General features: G+C 75.1%; 8 protein-coding genes. All 8 read right to left on the reverse strand.

Translation table 11 applies throughout. The annotated features are described in order from the left end of the window. Positions 1 to 54 precede the first annotated feature (54 nt). The 8 genes from RAH40_RS19330 to RAH40_RS19365 all read right to left on the reverse strand — a co-directional run bounded on the left by RAH40_RS19330 (position 55) and on the right by RAH40_RS19365 (position 18,297). Positions 55 to 1,728 carry a hypothetical protein gene (locus RAH40_RS19330; protein ID WP_306599247.1) on the reverse strand — a complete coding sequence of 558 codons (1,674 nt, stop codon included), beginning with the start codon at positions 1,726 to 1,728 and terminating at the stop codon, positions 55 to 57. Further along, positions 1,725 to 3,242: a hypothetical protein gene (locus RAH40_RS19335; RefSeq protein WP_306599248.1), complete on the reverse strand. Its 1,518-nt coding sequence runs from the start codon at positions 3,240 to 3,242 to the stop codon at positions 1,725 to 1,727. The genes RAH40_RS19330 and RAH40_RS19335 overlap by 4 nt, the downstream gene beginning before the upstream one ends. Continuing rightward, positions 3,239 to 10,825 (reverse strand): hypothetical protein, encoded by a 7,587-nt coding sequence (locus RAH40_RS19340; RefSeq protein ID WP_306599249.1) that lies wholly within the window; start codon positions 10,823 to 10,825, stop codon positions 3,239 to 3,241. Before RAH40_RS19340 ends, RAH40_RS19335 begins: the two co-directional genes overlap by 4 nt. Further along, entirely contained in the window at positions 10,822 to 13,146 is a 2,325-nt protein-coding gene (locus RAH40_RS19345) for a VIT domain-containing protein (protein WP_306599250.1), read from the reverse strand. The genes RAH40_RS19340 and RAH40_RS19345 overlap by 4 nt, the downstream gene beginning before the upstream one ends. 1 nt (position 13,147) lies before the next feature. Further along, the gene (locus RAH40_RS19350; protein WP_306599252.1) at positions 13,148 to 14,959 is read right to left on the reverse strand and encodes a hypothetical protein; all 1,812 of its coding nucleotides are present in this window, start codon (positions 14,957 to 14,959) and stop codon (positions 13,148 to 13,150) included. A gap of 103 nt (positions 14,960 to 15,062) precedes the next feature. Continuing rightward, complete coding sequence (locus tag RAH40_RS19355) at positions 15,063 to 17,111, reverse strand: hypothetical protein (protein WP_306599253.1); 2,049 nt, start codon at positions 17,109 to 17,111, stop codon at positions 15,063 to 15,065. Between the two features lie 70 nt (positions 17,112 to 17,181). Beyond that, positions 17,182 to 17,724 (reverse strand): hypothetical protein, encoded by a 543-nt coding sequence (locus RAH40_RS19360; protein ID WP_306599254.1) that lies wholly within the window; start codon positions 17,722 to 17,724, stop codon positions 17,182 to 17,184. Positions 17,725 to 17,898: 174 nt separating this feature from the next. Next, the gene (locus RAH40_RS19365; protein WP_306599256.1) at positions 17,899 to 18,297 is read right to left on the reverse strand and encodes a bacteriohemerythrin; all 399 of its coding nucleotides are present in this window, start codon (positions 18,295 to 18,297) and stop codon (positions 17,899 to 17,901) included. Position 18,298: the final 1 nt, after the last annotated feature.

The following is an 18,298-nucleotide window of genomic DNA, read 5'->3' on the forward strand; positions in this document are numbered from 1 at the left end:
GGTTCGGTGAAACCTATAAAGTTCAATATGTGCATTAAATAGAATGATCCTCGATCAGTCCCCCAGGCACAGACCCACCCGGTGCCCCTGTCCGCGGCCCCGGACCCTGAAGCCCCCCGCCGACGCCTCCACGGCCTCGGCGGGGCTGGGCAGGGCGTCCCAGCCCAGGACGTCCGCCACGAGGCGGTGGGCCTGGTCGTAATTCAGGCTCCGCGCCGTCCCGTCCCGCCAGACCCGCAGCACCCAGACGCCGTCGTCCTCGCCCACTTCCAGGCGCTCCACGGGGCCTCCGAAGGCCGCCCGCGCCTTCGCGGCCGTCCAGGTTCGGGTCCAGGGCGCGGCGGGCACGGGGTGCCGGGGGCAGGGGGGCGCCTCCGTGGCGCCCGAGCCCCACACGGCCCGGGGCGAGAGGGGGAGGCCGCCGCAGTGGGCCGTCCACTGGTCGGGGCCGGGGTTGCGCGCCGCCTCCCGGATGGCGGCCCAGGCGGCCTCCGTCAGGCCCGGCAGGTCCCCGGGGAGCGGGTTCCCGTGCCGGGGGTCCGTCCAGTCCAGGCGCGGGCCGCGCCCCACGAAGAACGCGCAGTGGGTGGAGTCGCACACGTCCGCGCCGGCGTGGCGGGGGCCGCGCGCGAGGAAACGCAGCACCGCCGCGCCCAGCTCGATGCGAAGGGCCGGGCTCCCGTGCGGAAGCTCGGCGTCCACGACGCCCGCGACGTAGTCCCGGGGCGCCATCGTGGCCACTGGCACCCCGGAGGCCAGGGCCACTTCGCCCTGGATGCGCCGGCGGATGCCGGGGGCGGAGAGTTCGAGAAGCCCCGGGCCCGCGGGGATCCCCGGGGCCAGCTCCGCCTCGGCGCCGGGGCCCAGGAAGCCCGTGCCCAGGGGGACGGGATCCGGGCCCAGGTTGCGGACGCGACAGCGCCTGCGGCCCAGCAGCTCGAAGAGCCGGACGCGCACCGACGCCGCCAGGCCCGCGGGAAGGGCTTCGGCCCGGCGCGTCCCGCGCCGCGGGGCCCAGGGCCGCCACCGGTCCAGGGGCGAAGCCAGGGCCGCGGCGGCCTCCCTGCCGGTGCCGGGGCGCAGGCGGCCCAGGACCGCCCAGCCCGTGTCGTCCACGGCCACCGCCAGGCCGCAGGTGGCCAGCGGATTGCCGTCGGGCGAGGGCACCGTGCCCGTCTTGGCCCAGAAGCCCCGGTGGCCGAGGCCCGCGGCGGTGCCGGTGAGGGCGGCCTCCCGCAGGCCCTCCAGGACCTCCCGGCGGATGGCCTCGCCCTCCGGCCAGGGGGTGAGCGCCAGGCGCCGGTAGGCCTGCAGCAGCGCCGAGGGCCGGATGGCGAGGCTGCCCGCGAGGCCGACGGCGTCCTCGGGGGACAGGGGCGCGGGGGCGAACCCCTCGGCCGCCAGGGAGGCCTTCAGGTCCGCCAGGGGCGTCTGGGCCGCCAGGGCCAGGAAGTAGGCGTTGCAGGAGACGGCCACGGCCCGGACCAGGCCGAGTTCCCCGTGGCCGGCCTTGAGCCAGCACCCCCTGCACGTGAACCTGGGGGAGGGTCCCTCGTGGGTCCGGGCCCAGGCCCGCGCCACGAAGGGCTTCTGCAGGGAACCCACGGGAAGGGGCGCGTCCCCGGAAGGGGGCGCGGCCTCCACCTGCCCGCCCTCCAGGCGCCAGGTGGCCAGTTCCGGAGGCGCGGCGCCCAGGGTGAGCGCCAGCCCCAGGAACAGCCCCCTCAAGGGGCCCCGCCGCCGAAGACGACCCGCTCCTCCCAGCCTTCGGAGGTGCGGCGGCGTTCCACCGCCAGGGACCGGGTGCCCGGGATCCACCCCAGCAGGCCCAGCACCTGGTCCGAGAGGGGGCGCACCTGTTCGGGCCGTGCGGGGCCCTCGGCCTTGGCCCAGCGGGTCTTCTCGGCCCGCACCACGTCCAGGTCCACCCGGGCCCACCGCAGCACGGCGGGGTCGATGCGGGGGGCGGGGACGTCCTGCAGGTCCCGGGCGCTGGGGGCGGCCCACAGCACGGCGCCTGCGCGGCGCAGCGCCAGGGCCGGCAGCCCCGGCCCCACGCGGATCTCGAAGGTACCGCCCACCCGGGCCACCGTGGCGCGGCCGGCGCGGCGTTCAAGGGTGGCGCGGCACAGCTCCACGAACTCGGCGTCCCGGGCCTCCGGCCACGGGAAGGCCAGGCGCCGCGCGCCGTCGGGGGTGACCCAGAAGCCCCAGCCGGCCACGGGGGTCTTGGCCAGGAGCGCCTTCCAGGGGAGCAGGTCGCCCTCCTCCCCCTTGGCGCCGCCCGGGACCGGGGCCGGCTTCGTGAGATCCACGGCGTAGGCGTCCTCCGCGCCCACGGCCTCGGGCAGCGGGCCCAGGACCGGCACGGGCCGGTCCGGGGGCTGGGGCACGGGCTCCAGGAGGCCCCGGCGGAAGGCGGTCCAGAAGCCCGCGCCGTCGGGCTCCCAGCCCTGGGCGCCCCCCGTAGCCTGGAAGGTGTAGACGCCGGGCCGCGCATCCCCGCCGCCGCGGCGCACCTCGACCAGGCGTCCGTTCTCGCTGCGCAGAGCGACCTTCACGCGGCCCCGCTCCGGGCCGTCGGGCCAGAGGAACTCCCGGCGGAAGTAGCGGTCCTTGCGCAGGGCGTCCAGGTCCAGCTCCATGGAGACCAGCCCCGGCAGGGGCGGCTGGAGGCCGCGGCCGGCCTGGGCCTCGGTGAGGGCGAGCTTCAGGGCGCGCTCGCTGGTGGCGAGCACCAGGCGCGTGCCCAGGCGGGCCCAGGCCAGGCCCATGCGCCGGTCCTTGTCCCCGGAGCCGTCCGCGGCGCCCCGGGTCACCAGGGCGTAGGCGGCGCCGGCGTGGGTCTTCGGGGTGCCCTTGGGCAGGGCCAGGGGCAGTTGGGCCAGCGGGGTGTCCACCACCAGCACCGCCTCCAGGTGGCCCACCTCCAGCAGGGCCAGGCCCAGGGACTTCGGCTTGAGCTGGAGGATCTGCTTCCAGGTCCAGGGCAGGTCCGGGGAGAGCCGGGTCCACTGGTCCTCGAGCTTGGAGCCCACGCGGCTCCGGCGCCAGGCGGCGGTCACCGGGTCGCCGTCGCGGGGGTCCCCCGACAGGAAGCGGCGGAAGTCGCCCTTGAGCGCGGCGTCGAAGGCCTGGGCATCGGGGATGACCATGCGCAGCGGCGCGTCCGGGAGGGGCAGGGGGGCCTCGGCCGCGAGCAGGCTAGCGGCCATGAGCATCACCAGCGGGCGCGGGATCATGGGCGGCCCTCCTTGTTCAGCACGTTCGTGAGCATCGCCCAGGTGAGGTCCCGGGGGCGGATGGGGGCGGGCCTGCCCCCTTCCATGCGGAAGGCCTCGGCCTTGCCGGCCGCGGGGGCCAGTTCGGCCTGGAGGGCCTTGAGGCCGGCGGCGTTGCGGTCCGCGAGGACGGCCAGGGTCTTCCGGGTCTGGACCTCGCGGCCCGTCCGCGCGGAAATCCGCGCCAGGTCGCCCAGGGCCGCGTTGATGTCGGCGGCCTTGAAGCGGCGGGCCGCCAGGATCCGGGCCAGGGCCTCGGGATCCGGCTGGCCCAGGGCGTTCCGCGCGGCGGCGGCGGACCGGGGCAGGAGGCCCCTGGCCGCGCGCAGGCGCAGCACGGCGCGGTCCCCTTCCAGGTCCCGGGCCCAGGGGCGGTCCGTTTCCAGCACCCGCTCCGCCCGGGCCAGGGCGCCCTCGTCGCCGGGGGCCAGGTTGCGGAGCGCCGCCCGGGCCGCGAGGACGTCGTGGCCGTGGGCCTTGAGGCGGTCGCCCAGGGACACCGGGCCCGCCCACACGGCGGCGGCGCCCGTCCAGTACTCCGGCGCCTTCACCCCCTGCGGGGCGAGCCTGCGCCACACGTCGAAGGCCATGGCCTCCTCCCGGGCGGTCCAGGGATGGCGCCCCCGGGAGGCCAGCAGGGCGCCGGCGGCCTCGGCCTTGAGCTTGAGCTTCTCCAGGATCCCGGCCCGCTGGCGGGCCTGGGCGTAGGTCTGCGTCTCCGGCCAGCGCGGAAGCCAGCGCCGGGCCTCCAGGGGCATGGCCGTGGCGGCCGTCTCCAGGATGTCGCCCAGGGACCAGGGCACGACCTCGCCCCGGAACCAGGCCTCCTCGAACTCCGCGGCCAGGGCGGGCGCCTCGGCGGCCGGAGTCAGCCGGAAGGCCAGCTTCCAGGAGGAGCCCGGGACCTCCCCGTCGCGCCGCTGCGCGGCCAGGAGCTTCAGGTAGCGCTCCTCCACCGGTTTCTGGCGGCCCGCGGCCTTGAAGGGCGCGAGCCAGGCCTCGAGCCGGCCCAGGGGGTCGGGAGCCGGGGCGGGCGCCTCTTCGGACCCGTCCTCGGCCTCCGTGGAGGCGCTCTCCGGGTTCGGGGCGTAGTCGAAGGCCAGGGACTGGCCCTTCCCCACTTCGGCCAGCATGGCGTCCACCAGGGCGAGGGCGGGTTCAAGTTCGTTCCGGGCCAGCCGGATGCGCACCGCCAGGAGGCGGCCGGGATCGTCCGCGCCGGGCCGCGTCAGCTCCGTCAGGAGCGGCGGCGCGGGGTTGGCGGGGTCCAGGGCCTTCTCGAGGGCGGCGATGGCGCCCATGCGTTCGGGGACCGGGATGCGGTCCAGGTGGGGGCGGGCCGCGGGCCACACGGGGCCCACCTTGGCCAGCACCGGAATCGGCAGGCGCGCCGAACCGGTGGCCCACAGCTCGCGGAGCCAGTACTGGGCCTGGGCGCGGGTGAGCCGGGCCTCGCGGCCCTCCCAGCGCCGCAGCAGGGCGGTGCGGAAATCCACCGGGTTGGCGGTGTGGAAGGCGCGGGCGGCCTCGGTGCGCTGGTCCTGGAGGTAGGCCAGGAGGACCGGCCCCACGGGGCGGGAGGCGTCGAGGCAGTCCAGGGGCGAGGGCAGGCCATGGCGGGCGGAGAGCACCGACAGGTCCTTGAAGTCGGCTTCGGTGAGGCCGGCCTGGATGGCCTTCACGTAGGCCCGGAAGGCGTCCGCGGCCTCCTGTTTCCGGTCGGCGGCGGCCAGGAGGGAGAGCCTGCCCTCCAGCCACGCGCGGTCCTTGGCGGGGCCGGGGCGGGCCTCGGCGACGCGCAGGGCCAGGGGGAGGTCCCCCAGGGCCCGGGCCAGGCGCATGGCCAGAAGCACCCGCTGCGTCTCGGAGCCGCGCTGGGGCGATTCCAGGGGCAGGTAGGGGGCGGTGGCGTCGCCCTTGCGGTAGCGGGCCAGGGCCTCCAGCACGTACCAGGCCTCCCCGGGGCGTTCGCCCCAGAAGGCGCCGGGAACCCGGCCCTGGTCCACGCCCTGGCCGGCCACGCGGTCATCGCCCTTCTCGGTGATGTCGCCCCGCCCGTCCCGGCGCGGGATGAACTCCGGCCAGATCCAGCGGGGATCCTTGCCGAGCACGTCGCCCACGGTGCGGGGACCCCTCAGCCTGTCCACCAGCGGATCGTCCGCGGCGCCGGCGGCGCCCTGGACCAGGCGCGCCATGGCGGCGTCGACGCGCTCCACCGCGGCCCTGCGGGCCACGAGGACGGGATCGGCGGGCCAGGCCGGCTCCCAGAACCGGAACCACGCCGTGCGCGGCGCCTCGGGGAGGATCGCCACCAGGGCGTCGGCGGACCAGCCCCGGGCCCCCAGGACCCAGAAGCGGTCCCAGAGGCGCCGGTCGCCCATCACGTCCGACAGTTCCTTCACCTTCCCGGGCTGGGCCGCGGCCGCCCGGGCCCAGGCCTCCAGCACGCCGCGGTCGTCGAGCCAGGAGGTCCAGGGCTGCCGGGGCGTGCCGGAACCGACGTTCGCCGCGCCCCGCACCTGGCCCAGGAGTTCCTGCCAGCGGGGCTCCACGAAGGCGAGGAGCTCCTCGGCCCGGTCCCTGCGGGCCAGGTCCCTCACCCACAGGGCCTGGAGGTCGGGTTCCCGGAAGACCTTCATGGCGGGGCGGCCGAAGGCCGCGGGCACCTCGCCCACGAGGTTCTCGCCCACCTGGTGCACGAAGGGGTAGGGCGGATCCACGTACCAGGGGCCTCCCCTGGAGGCCACGAACCTCTGGGCGAGGGCCTCGCGCAGGCCCGTCTCCAGGCCGGAGTTGGCGATGAAGGGCCACCACGCGTCCAGGGCCCGGGAATCCGGCTGCGGGCTGTCCTTGGGCTGGAGGGTCCGCAGGAGCCAGGCCTGGACCTCCTCCTTCTGCTCGGGCCGGGCCTGGCCCGCGAACACGGAGCCCGCCTGGGCGAGGAGGTGGGGATGCTCCTTGACGATCCCCAGGACCCGGATGACCTGGCCGGTGAGGAGCCCGATCTTCACGCGGGTGTCCAGGGGCAGGTCGCCTGCGGCGGCCAGGGGGCCCACGTCGCCCTTGGGCGAGTACAGCTTCACCGCCATGGCGGGCAGGCCCAGCTCGAAGAGCCGCTGGGCCGCGCGGGTCTTGCGCAGGCGCAGCTCCTGGGGATCGGCGGAGCCCTCCCTGGCCAGGGCCTTGAGGGTCTCCTGCTCCACGGCGAGGGCCTTCGCGCCGTCCCCAGCCCTGGCGTAGAGCTCGCTGCGCCAGCGGGCCACGTCCTCGCTGGCCTGCCGGGGCCGGTGCCACCCTTCCAGGTAGTCGGCGGCCTCGCGCGCGCGGTCGGCGCGCACGAGGATCTCGGCGGCGTCCCGCCAGAGGATCTCCTGCTCGGGACGCACGGTCACGGCGGCCTTGGCCGCGGCCACCGCGCCGTCCACGTCGTGGAAGAACCGCTTGATGTCGCGCACGGCCACGGCCCAGCGCATGTCCCTGGGACTGCGTTCGTGCTGCTTCTCGAAGAACGCCAGGAACTCGGCGCCCTTCCCGCCCCGCCGGGTGGAGCGGGACGCGGCCACGAGCCACTCCCGCTCGGTGCGGCGGTTCAGGGCCTCGATCCAGAGGGCCACGCCCCGGGCGGAGGCGTTCTCCAGGTCCGCGGCCCGGGCCAGTTCGCGGTAGAGGTCCGCCTGGACCTCCGGCTTGAGCAGGGCGGCCTGGGCCTTGGCCACGGGGAAGGGATCCCACGCGGGATCCTCCCGGAAGGAGAGCCGGGCCAGGAGGTGGACCGCGCCCAGGCGGCGCCGGTCCTCCAGGTCGGAGGAGGCGAGGATGAGTTCCACGGCCCTGCGGGCGCGCTTGAGGTCGGAGGCGGCCAGGGAAGCCTGGGTGAGGCGCTCCAGGAGGTTCTCCCGGTGGCCCGAGGCGGCGCGGGGGACGGTCTGCTCCAGGAGGTCCAGGGCCTCCGTGCCCAGCTTCGCCCGGTCCAGGAAGGCCAGGCGGTCGTCCAGGAGGCCCAGACTCCACGGGTAGCGGGCGGTGATGCGCCGCCAGTCCCCGGCGGCGGCCGCAACGCCCTTCGAGCGCTCCAGGTAGCCGGCGCGCTGGCTTTCGGCGCGCAGCTTGACGCTGCCCTCGGGCAGCTTGCCGATGCGCGGCTCCAGGGCCGCCCACACGGCGTCAGCCTCCTGCACCTGGCCGTTGTCGGCCAGGAACCGGGCCCGCTCCATCTCCAGGCGGATGCGCTCCTCCTCGGCGGGGGCGAGCTCCGCCCGCCGCGCCATGAGCGCGGCCTCGAAGGTCTTCGCCCGGGCCTTGGGCCAGCGTTCCCCGATGCGCCAGACGCCGGACTGGCCGGCGAAGTCCAGGAAGCCCGCGGAAGTGGCCCGGGGGGCCATCTCGCCGAGCTTGTCCAGCATCAGCGCCTCGATGCGGGCGATGGCGTCGTTCTCCCCGGGGCGCCGGGCCTCCTTCCGGGCCTGGCGCTGGGCGCGGCCCACGGGGTCGTTGGGCTGGTCCATGGCGTCGATCCAGGTGTCGGCGTCCCAGGTGAGGCCGGGGTCGGGGGGCGTGATGGTCCCCAGGGGGAAGAAGGCCGCCAGGGTGCGCTCGTCAGCCGCGCTGCCGGGGGCCAGGGAGCGGATGCGCTTCTCCACGAGCGAGTAGACCCTGGGCCGGGCCAGGAGCTGCGCGAGGCGCCGCAGGGAGCGCTGGTCGTTCTCGAACGACGAGTAGAAGCCGTCCTCCTCCTCGGGCCGGGTGGCGTCGAGGTACTCCCGCACCGCGCCTTCCAGGTCCTTGAGGTTCTCGCGGAGCACGCCGGTCTCGAAGGCGTAGAAGCGGGGCCGGCCCAGGGCCTTGCGCCCGGCCTCCACCACCTCCAGGGCCTCCTTGTCGTGGTTGTAGTCCCAGAGCAGGGTGGCCAGTTCGGCGATGCGGGCCGGGTCCCGGGGGGACCGGGCCAGCATGTTGCGCCAGATCGCCATGGCCTCGGCGCCGCGGCCGCGGTCCTCCTCCATCTCGCCCAGTTCCGTCCACAGGGGATTGGGATCCTCCAGGGCGGGCGCGGCGCGCTCCACCAGCGCCCGGGCCGGGGCGCCGTGGGAGGCCTCGAGGCCGTTTAGGGACCGGTGGAGGGAAAGGAGGCGCTGGGCGTGGGCCCCGTCGCCGGGGTAGCTGCGGCACAGGCTCTCGCCGGGCGCCACGGCCCGCTCGAAGCGGGAGAGGCGGGCCCAGCCCTCGAAGAGCAGCAGGTCCTCCACGGGCGTCCGGTCCTTGCGGCCCTCCAGGGCCGCGAGCCTGGCTTCCAGCGTTCCCTGCTTCATGGCCGAGGCGAACCAGGCCTCGCGCTGGGCGGGGTCCGCGAAGAGGATGGCCCAGCGGCGCTCCTCCAGGAGCGCCTCGGGGACGATGACCTTGGTGGAGGCCTTCCGGGCCTCGGCGGCGGGATCGAAGTCCCGCTGCCACTGCCCCGGCGTCACGAGCCGCCCGGCCTCCCTGAACACCTGGGGGCTGTGGGGGAAGCGCTCCAGGGCCTTGAGGCGGACCCAGTCGGCCCAGAGGACCATGCGCAGGCCCGCGTTCACGGGGGGCTGTTCGGGCACCTGCACCGTCACCGGGGTCCCGGCCCTGCGGAACAGGTCCGAGCCCCGGAACCGGGCCGTGACGTCGGCGGCCAGGGCGCGCAGTTCGGCGTGGTAGTTGCGCCGCGCGTACCACCGCGCCGCCTTGTCCCAGATGCCCGGGTCCTGGAAGCGCTTGAGGGCCTCCTGGTAGCGGGGCCCCAGGCCGTCGTCCAGGTTCCACCCCTCCAGGCGCGAGGCGAGGCTGAGCCACAGCTCCTCGGCGTCCGGGAGGCGGTCCAGTTCGGTGAGGATCAGGTCCACCGAGGCGCGGTGGGAGCCGTCCCGCTGGTCCAGGCGGGCCACGCAGTCGTCCAGGAGGCGCCCGTAGCCGCGGACGCGGGGCCTGCCGGTCTGGAGCCGGGCCCAGGCGCGGGTGTCGTCGGCCTCCTCGGGCTGGTAGTCGTCGTCCCCTCCGCCGTGGAGGCGGGGCCTGGAGCGGTCCGGGGCGGCGGAACGCAGCCGGGCCTTCATGAGGCGCAGCTCCTCGGCCAGGGCCACGTCGGTCTGGCGCGCGGCGAGGAGCGCCTGGCGCCGGGCCTCGTCGGCCTGGGGCTCGGGGCCGCCCTCCACGAGCGGCAGGAGGGCCAGGGCCTTGGCCCCTTCGCCCCGCTCCACGTGGCGGGCCATGATGGCGACCCGCAGCGACGGCAGCGCCGGGTCCCCGGGGGCGCGCTGGGCCAGGGCGTCGGTAAGGGCGCGGGCGGTGGCGAAGGTGCGCTCGGGCAGGGCCTGGAACTCGAGGTTGTCCAGGGTCTCCTTCCAGGGCACCCCGGTGAGGAGGAAGGACACGCCCCCCGTCCAGAGGCCCGGGGTGCGGTCCACCCCGGCCACCCAGCGGTAGGCCTCGTCGTTGTAGCCACCCCAGGCCAGGGGCCGGCCCCCGGCGCGCAGCGCCAGCCGCGCCAGGAGGGCCAGGTCCCCGGTCTGCTGCGCCGGGGTGCCCAGGTGGGCCGCGGCCAGGGCGGCCCGGAAGGCCTCCGGCACGGCTTCCACGCCCGCGTACAGGCGGGACAGGAGCAGCTCCCCGTCGCGGTCCAGGGCCTTCTCGTAGCGCCGTTCCACCTGGCGCAGGAGCTCGGTGGCGAGGCCGGCCTGGCGCTTGCCGTTGAGGTACACGAAGAGCCGGGTCAGGGCGCCCGCGTCGAAGCGGGTCTCCAGGGTTGCGCGCCAGGCGCCGGGGGAGGTGGCCGAGGCCTTGTCCACGCGCCGGGCGTAGGCGCGGTCGAAGGTGGAACTCCAGGGCTGGGTCGCCGCGCCGTCCAGGATCAGGAAGGCGCCGCGGGCGTCGCCGTGGTCGGCCTTGAGGTCCGAGCGCACCAGGAGGCGCCGCTCGGGGGGCAGGGCGTGGGAGGCCGCCAGGCCCTGGTCGGCCTCGTCCAGGCGCCCGGCCTTCTCCAGGGCCCGCAGCCAGGCCTCCAGGGCCGCCGCGTCCTCCGGGAAGAGGTCGGCCTTGGCCTTGCGCAGGGCGATGCCGTCGGCCAGGTCGGGATGGGCCTGGGCCCAGGCGATGCGCTCGTCGCAGAGCGACGCCTTCGCGTCGGGGGCCAGGCCCGCCAGGGCGCGCTCGGCGGCCTTGAAGGCCGCGGCGGGCTCGGAGTGGGCCATCTCCCACCGGGCGGTCTCCGCCCAGGCCTCGGGCCCGGCGGTCTGGGCCCAGCGCTCCATGGCCTCCAGGGCGCCCTTGCGGTCGCCCAGGGACAGGCGGGCCTCGGCCAGGTGGCGCAGGGCCGCGGGGTCGCTCCGGCCCTCCAGGAGCCTGGCCAGCTCCGCGGTGGGGGTCGGGTAGTGGACCTTGTGGCCGTCCACCGAGGCGAACCGGGTGGCCAGGGCGTAGATCCAGTCGCCCTCCGTCATGTTCTCCCAGGGGATCACGGAGGCGGCGAACCCGGCCGCAGCGAGGGGAAGAATCCAGGCGAACGCGCGCTTGCTTCTCACGGCTTCACCTCCAGGATGGCGCGGGCAAAGCCCCGGTTCTTGGCTGCGTCCACGGCCTCGAACACCACTTCGACCTGGCCCGTGACGCCGTAGGGAACGGTCGTCAGGCCCACGCAGCGGCGTTCGGCGGGATCCCACCGCAGCGGGACGGGCGGGGCGTCCCCCACCCGGGCGCTGAGGAACACCACGTCCTCGTCGGCGGCCGCCGCGATGCGCAGGGCCTCGCCGGACCGGGCCGAGGCCGGCAGGGCCGGGCGGATCTCCGGGGCCCTGCCGTCCAGGACGAAGTGCTTGGTCTCCGACACCCGCGCCCCGCCCGCGTCGCGCATGAGGATGCGCACCTCGTGGCGGCCGTCCCGGAGCCCCTCGGGCACGAGGAAGCGGCCCTCCCACACGTTGCTGGCGGGCCTGCGCACCAGGTCCAGGCGCAGGCCGAAGGGGAAGAGGGCCGTGGCCGAGACCGTGCCGGGGTCGCATTCCACCCGCAGCACGGGGTCCCCGGGCTGGATGCGCCGGGGCCGCAGGAGGGACCGGGGCGCGGCCAGGAAGGCCGTGTAGGGGGTGATGAACTTGTAGCGCTTGCTCAGGGCGATGATCTCGTCCACCCACTCGCGGCGCTCCCCTTCGGCCTCGATGCGCCGCAGGAGGTCGTCCACCCGCGCCCGGGCCCAGCGCCGGGGCAGGTCCCGGGCGTCCAGGGCCCTGGCGGGCAGGGCCCCGTCCAGGGCGGCCCTGCCGCCGGGGAAGAGGGGCGAGGCCCACTCGAAGCGCACCTTCTCGGCGGGGGCGGCGTAGCGCCCGATCCACCCGGAGAGGCTGCCGGGTTCCAGGGGCTGGACCAGGACGGGGTAGATGTCGCGCAGCCTCGGGTCTCCGCCGGAGGCCGCGAAGGGCACCTCGCCCGCGGCGCGCCGGGCCTTCTCTGCAGGCGCCGCGCCCAGGACGTGGCGGAAGAAGAGGTCCCCCTCGATCTCGGTGGCGGTGGGGGAGAGCATCTGGACGGAGGCCGCGGCCAGGGCCTCGCCCGCCTCGCCCACGGTCACGGCGGTGAAGAGCGGAACGGGCCCGGCGGCGGCCTTGAGGGCCTTGGAGCGCAGCAGGCCCTGGCCGCTGGTGAGCAGCAGGATCCGGCCGCGGTCGCCCAGGGCCTTGCGGGCCGCGGCGAGGGCCTGGGCCAGGTCGGCCCCGGGGCCCAGGGGGCGGTTGCGCAGCTGGGTGAGCTGGGCCTCGATGGTCTGGGCGTTCACGGGCTGGAGCGCGCCGGCGCCCGGGGTGCGGTCGTAGGGGATGACGACGAAGCGGTCCTCCCGGCCCAGGGACTGGAGCACGCGCACCAGGTGGCCGTAGGCCAGCTCCAGGCCGCCCCAGCGGTGGCCCAGCGAGGTGTCGAAGAGGATGGCCAGGGACTGCCCCCCGGGCACGGGGGCGGGCTTTTCCGGGCGGGCCGAGCCCTGGGGCAGGGCCTCCAGGAGGAAGAACCCGTCCTTCTCCGGCGGGATCTCCGACGGCCGCTCCCAGGGGGCCAGGGCCAGGCCCTCGGGCAGGGCGCCCTCGGGGTTTCGGAAGGCGGTGAGCCGCAGGGGCCCCGCGTCCCGGGGCCGGAACCGCAGGGCGAGGTCCTTGTCCAGGCGCACGTGCCTGCCCGTGAACCCGGCGCCCTCCGCCGTGGCCGTGAGCGGCAGCCCGGAGGCCATGGCCTCGAAGGCGCCGTCCTCGAGCCTGACGCGGACGGTGAAGTTCTCGGCGACGGTGGGCTCCGCGTCGGGGGGGCGCAGTACGAGGCGGAATTCACCCCTGCCGCCGATGAGGGGGACCTCCTGCTGGAACTGGATCTCCAGGCGCTTGGTGGCCATGGGGGGGATGGGGGCCACCGTCACCGAGAAGAGGGATCCCCCGGAGGGCCGCGCGGCCGGGGCGCCCTCCCCGGGCTCCTGGTCCTCCTCCTCCCCCTGCTGCAGGAGGCCCGGATCGATGCGCTGGCGGGTGAGCTCCTGGTAGATGGATCGCGCCCGCTTCTTCTCGAGGATGACGCCCGGGATGCGCTGCAGGCCGTCCCACACGGCGAAGTCGCCCACCGCCGCCGAGGCCGGCAGGGCGAAGCGGTAGGTGCCCTCCTGCACGGAGGCGGTGTGGTTCTCGAAGACCTGGCGCACGTTGACCCGCGCGTAGCCCCTGGCGATGGCGAGGTCCACGGTCATCTCGCGAAGGGAGAGGACCTTGGGGTCGGGCCGGCCCGAGCTCGAGGGGATGAGCAGGCCGGCCTGGGCCTGCAGGGGCAGGACGGCGAGGGCGGGGAGGAGGGCCAGGAGTCTTCTGAACATGTCAGGATCCTTCGTCCGGGAGGGGCAGGGGGATGCGGGCGAGCCCTTCGTCGGTGCCGACGTAGAGGACTCCGGGGCCTTCGAGGAGCGCGGTGACGCGGGGGGAGGGCAGCCGGGCCCGGATGGGTTCGAAGCGGGCGCCGTCCGCCGACAGGCGCCAGAGGCCCCGGCCGTCGGTGCCCAGGTACAGGCGGCCCCCGGCCTCCACGAGGCAGCCGGTGTTCACCTTCAGTGCGGAGGTCTCGGGGAAGGCCTGGAAGGCGCCCACGGCCCGGGGCTGGTCCGCGGGCGCGGTGCGCCGGGCCACCCCGCCCCCGTAGGTGCCGAGGAAGAGGTCGCCCCGGTGCAGGGCCAGGGCGGTGATCCAGGGGTGGGGCAGCCGGCCCTCGCCGGCGGTCACCCGCCAGAGGACGCGGTTGCCGGCCACCGCGCCCAGGCCCGAGGGCGTGCCCACGAAGAGGGCCTCGCCCGAGGCCAGGGCCAGGGCCTGGTTGCCTGGGAGCCCGTGGAAGGCCGACAGCATCCGGGAGCCGGGCATGAGCACGCCCTGCCCGCAGCCCACCGCCACGCCGTCGCGGGTGGCCGCCAGGGAGAAGGCGGCGCCGCCTTCGCCGGCGCCCTTGAGGGTCCTTCCGTCGAAGCGGGCCGAGCCGCGCAGGCTCGCCACCTGGAGGGCGCCGCCCACCGGCAGGAGGGCGTTGACGCCCCAGGTGCCCGAACCGGGCACGGCGGACCACGCCAGGGCCGCTCCGCGGGGTTCGGCCACCGCCAGCCCCCCGTTGAAGATCCCCGCCACCAGCCGCTGACCGAGCCACGCCAGGGCGCCCACGTGGACGGATCCCGGCGGCAGGGCCGCGGGCCGGGGGCGGGCAAGCACCCATCCCTCCTTGCCGCGGCGGTAGAGCCCCGCGTCCGTGTCCGCGAACGCGAGGCCGCTCGCGGCCATGACCTTGCGGGGTGGGGCGGGCAGGAAGTCCTCCCGGGCCCGGCCCCCGGGGCCGAAGCGCAGCAGGCGCCCCCCGCCCGCGGCCAGCACCTCGGCACCCTCCACCGCGGCCGAGGTCGCGTCCTCGCCGCCGGGCACCGCCGCGAGGTTCCCGCCCAGGGGCCCCCGCGCCAGGCCCAGGGGGGTCACCACGGCCACGTCGGGCCCCGGGCAGCCCACCCACTCGATCCAGGGATCCGGCGTGGGCAGAAGGGTGGCGCGGGCCGCCTCGATGCGGCGCAGGCCCTCCTCGCCCCCGGCCAGGAGCAGGCCGCCCGGGCCCAGGGCCACGGCGCGCACGGAATGGCCGTCCAGCTTCTGCAGGGTCCGGGCCCCCCAGGCGGCCCGGAAGAGCCCCTCCCGGGCCCCGATGAGCAGCTCGCCGCCGGGCGTCTCCGCCAGGGCCCGCACGTGCAGGGTCCCGAACCCCGCGGCCAGCTCCTGCCAGGCGCCGCCCTCCCGGAGGTAGAGCCCCCCCGCCTCCAGGGCCGCCACGGTCCGTCCCCGCCACAGGGCCACGCAGGCCGCCCGCAGCGTGGGGAGGGCCCCGGAGGCGTCCCCGTCCTCGTCACGGATGCCGGAGGCCCCGGCGGTGGCGAGCGACGTCTCCGAGGCCGCCACGCCCTCCACCTCGCCTCCGCCCCAGCGCTCCGCGGCGAGGCCCTCCGCCTTCACCGGCAGGAGCTGGAGGGGCGCCTCGCCCCGCCCCGGCTGGGACAGGGCCCGGGCCAGGTCGCGGGAGATCTTCAGGTAGGCCAGGGTCCCCAGGGCCGCGGCTGCGGCCAGGGCAGCCAGGACCGCGCGGCGTCGGTTGGGGGAGAGGGACATGGGGCCGGCCGGGTTGGAAGGAATCGAGGAATGGGAATCCGGAGAACGTGGATCAACCATACCCGAAAATGCCGGATTCCTGTGCCCTGGTGCCCGGGTTTGCCTATTTCAAGTTTTCCAGGGCCTTCGCGGTGGCCTCCAGGAGGGCTCCGGGGCCCACCGGGCTGCCGGTGGCGCGGACCATCCACAGGTCGGGCGTGAGCCGGCCCTGGCGGGCCATGCGCTCGAACTCGGCGCCCAGGTCGCCGGTCTTGTCCACCTGGCGCTGGATCTGGAAGGCGATCATGTGGCCGATGGGGTAGTCGGGCAGGTACAGGAAGCTGCTGACCATGTGGCTGTAGACGCCCAGGAGCACGCAGTCCTTCTGGCCGAAGACGGGGGCGTAGTACGTGTTCCACACGTCGCGGCTGATGGCCAGCGTGGCTTCGCGAAGCTGGGCGGGGGTGGCCTGGGGGTGGTCGTACATCCAGTGCCACACGGCGGTGTCCACCATGCCCACGCCCGCGATCTCGAAGGTGCCCCAGAAATCGTTGAGCACAGCCAGGGCCTTGGCCCCGGCGGTGGGGGCAGGCTGGCCCAGCAGCTCCAGGTCGCGGGCCTGGAACACGAAGGCCAGGGCCTCGGTGAAGCTGGTGGCGGGGACGCCGGCCATGAGCGGGTGCTCGACGCCGTTCAGGGAGAAGGTCTGCTCGACGTTGTGGCCGTTCTCGTGGATGGCGATGTTGAAGCCCTTGTAGTCCATGCCGTCCTTGCCCACGCGGGTGCGCAGGTGGGGGTGGTCGGCGCGGCGCGCGGCGCCCATGGCGTGCCCGGAGCCCCGGGCGGGATCCACCTCGATGTTGCCGGCGAGGTAGTCGGCCTTTTCGGGCGTGAAGCCCAGGCCCCGGAGGAGGGCGGGCATCTCCTTCTTGTAGGCCTCGGCGGTGGGGAAGCGCTTGCGGGTGATGGCGTCCAGCTTGGCCTCGTCCATGCTCGGACGGAAACCGTTGTACCAGACGTCGAAGGGCTCCAGCTTGCGGCCCAGGCGCTGCTCGATGAGGCGGGCCACCCTGGCTACCATGGGCGAGGTGCACACCTCCTTGAGCATCGCGATGGCGCGGGCCTCGGGGAGCTGGCGGCCCTCCTCGTAGCTGCGGGCGATGTGGGTGGGCGCGGCCGGGCAGTAGGGGTCGGCCTTGCGCGCGGCCTGGAAGGTCTGGAGGAGGACCGCGTAGCGGGTGTCGGGCTCGGGGTCGCTGGTGACCTTCAGGGCCGGGGCGGGGCGGTCGGAGTCCTTCACGGCCGCGGGCTTGACGGTGTTGGCGAAGGGGTCCCAGTCGACGTTGGGGTTGTCCACCACCACGGCGGGGATGGTCTGGGTGACGATGCGCTCCATGACCTTCTGGATCTGCCGCTGGCGCTGGAGGCCCTCGGCACCCTGGGCGTACTGGCTCTTGATCTCGTCGCGCAGGTTCCAGTGGGAGAGGAGGCGCTTGCCGGCGGGGAAGGCCCGCTGGCCCTTGGCGTCCACCACGTGGTGCATCCAGATGTTGTAGCCCGCGATGTAGCGCTCGGCGGCCCCGGAGGCCTCGGCCACGGCCAGGTTCACCTCCGAAGGGATCCGCGCGGAGAACCGGTCCACGAGCCTGGCCTCGGCCCACTGGCGGTTGCTCCAGGAGGCGCCTTCCCTGAGCCGCTCGTCCAGGGTGGTCATGGGGAAGTTGAGGAGCGCGACGAAGGCCAGCTTGTTGGCGAAGGCGTCGGCCTGGAAGTGGGCCCCGGGGTCGTAGCCCGCCAGGATGTCGTCCACCGGCAGCATGGGCCCCAGGTCCAGCTCGGCGTGCCACTTGAAGTCGCGCCCGATCTCCAGCATGTGGCCTTCCAGGCTCTCGACGACCATCTCCAGGCGCCCGAAGAGCGCGTCCAGGGCCTTGGCGTCCCCGGCGAACTGCGCGCGGGCGAAGTCGGCGAAGGCCGCCGGGTCCCCGTCCTCGGCCCGCCAGAGGCGCGCGGCCTGGGCGAGGCCGCGCTTGACGCGCCCGGCCTGCGAGGGCCCGTAGCGGGCCGTGAGCTCGGCCTCCAGGGAGGCCTGGGCCACGGCGGGAGCCGCGGCGCGGAGGGAGGGCAGGCCGCAGGACGCGGCGAGGATGGCGGCGATGCCGATGATCTTCATGGGGGACCCCAAGTGGAATGCACCTGGAATTCTACTGGGGATCCCTCGCGCCGGATGTGCCCAAGGGCACTTACTTCATGGCCATCAGCACGATCCGCGCCCTGCCCAGGGAGGAGACCTTCCCGCCGGGCAGCGTGACGTTGATGGTGCCCCTGGCCTCGGGGTTCACCAGGACCTGGTTCCCCGTCTCGGGGCCCACGGCGAAGGTGGCCCCCTGGCGGATGGCCGCGGGGGTCGTGCCCAGGCAGGGGATGCCCGCCTTGACCATCTGCCTCACGAGCACCGTGGAGTCCAGGACGCCCTCGGGGTAGCAGGGGTCGTCCCGAAGGAGGACCAGGTAGTCCGGCATGATCTTCCGGGTCTCCTGGTAGAGCACCCGCCCGTAGTCGGCCCGCCCGTCGCGGACGTCCAGCACCACGATGGTGCAGCCTTCGCCGGCGGCCTCCGCCAGGGACTGGATCTCGGCCGCGCTGCGCCGGTAGTTCGCCACGACCGAGATGCGCGTCTTTTCAGGCCAGGTGCCCCGGGCCGTTTCCATCAGCGGCCCGAAGCCGCCCGCGGAGGCGGTGGTGGCCAAGCCGAAGGCCACGAGGATCCCTGCTCGTCTGAACATCGGAAGCTCCCATTGCTGATGCCGGGCATGAGAATGGGCGCAGCCCCGCGGCCCGGCGCGGACTGCGCCCGGTTACCCTCCCTTGAACGGCTCACCGCGTCCTTGGGGACGCGGTGAGAACGAGTCACAATATCCGTCCTCGGGGGGCAGGCGGCAAGGGGGGCTTTGCGGAATTCAACCCGGGTTGCCGTAACCCTTGAACTCCATGTCCGTTCCCAGGATGTGGTGGCCGAACCAGTCCTGGACGAGGTAGAGCACCTCCTCGGCCGTCACCGAGCCGGGCTCGTGCTTGTAGCGGCGCTGCAGCTCCTTCATGCGCTCCCGGAAGTTCTGGTGGACCTCCTTGTGGGCCTCCAGGTCCGGGTAGCCCACCTTGGCCATCCAGCGCTCCTCGGAGTCGAAGTGCATCAGCGTGTAGTCCACCAGGAACTCGATGCGGTCGTCCATGGGGGGCGGCTGCTCCTCGGCCATGGCCTTGCGGAACTCCGTCACCATCTGGAAGAAGATATGGTGGTACGCGTCGACGAGGGGATTGCCGACGGTGTATTTTTCAGTCCATTCCACGAATTCCATG

This window comes from Geothrix sp. 21YS21S-2, assembly GCF_030846775.1.
Lineage (GTDB): Bacteria > Acidobacteriota > Holophagae > Holophagales > Holophagaceae > Mesoterricola.

Bases quoted from the DNA above. Each gene is read 5' to 3' on its own strand.
- RAH40_RS19365 (WP_306599256.1), bottom strand. From the start codon at position 18,297: ATGGAATTCGTGGAATGGACTGAAAAATACACCGTCGGCAATCCCCTC.
- RAH40_RS19335 (WP_306599248.1), bottom strand. From the start codon at position 3,242: ATGATCCCGCGCCCGCTGGTGATGCTCATGGCCGCTAGCCTGCTCGCG.
- RAH40_RS19350 (WP_306599252.1), bottom strand. From the start codon at position 14,959: ATGTCCCTCTCCCCCAACCGACGCCGCGCGGTCCTGGCTGCCCTGGCC.
- RAH40_RS19355 (WP_306599253.1), bottom strand. From the start codon at position 17,111: ATGAAGATCATCGGCATCGCCGCCATCCTCGCCGCGTCCTGCGGCCTG.
- RAH40_RS19360 (WP_306599254.1), bottom strand. From the start codon at position 17,724: ATGTTCAGACGAGCAGGGATCCTCGTGGCCTTCGGCTTGGCCACCACC.
- RAH40_RS19345 (WP_306599250.1), bottom strand. From the start codon at position 13,146: ATGTTCAGAAGACTCCTGGCCCTCCTCCCCGCCCTCGCCGTCCTGCCC.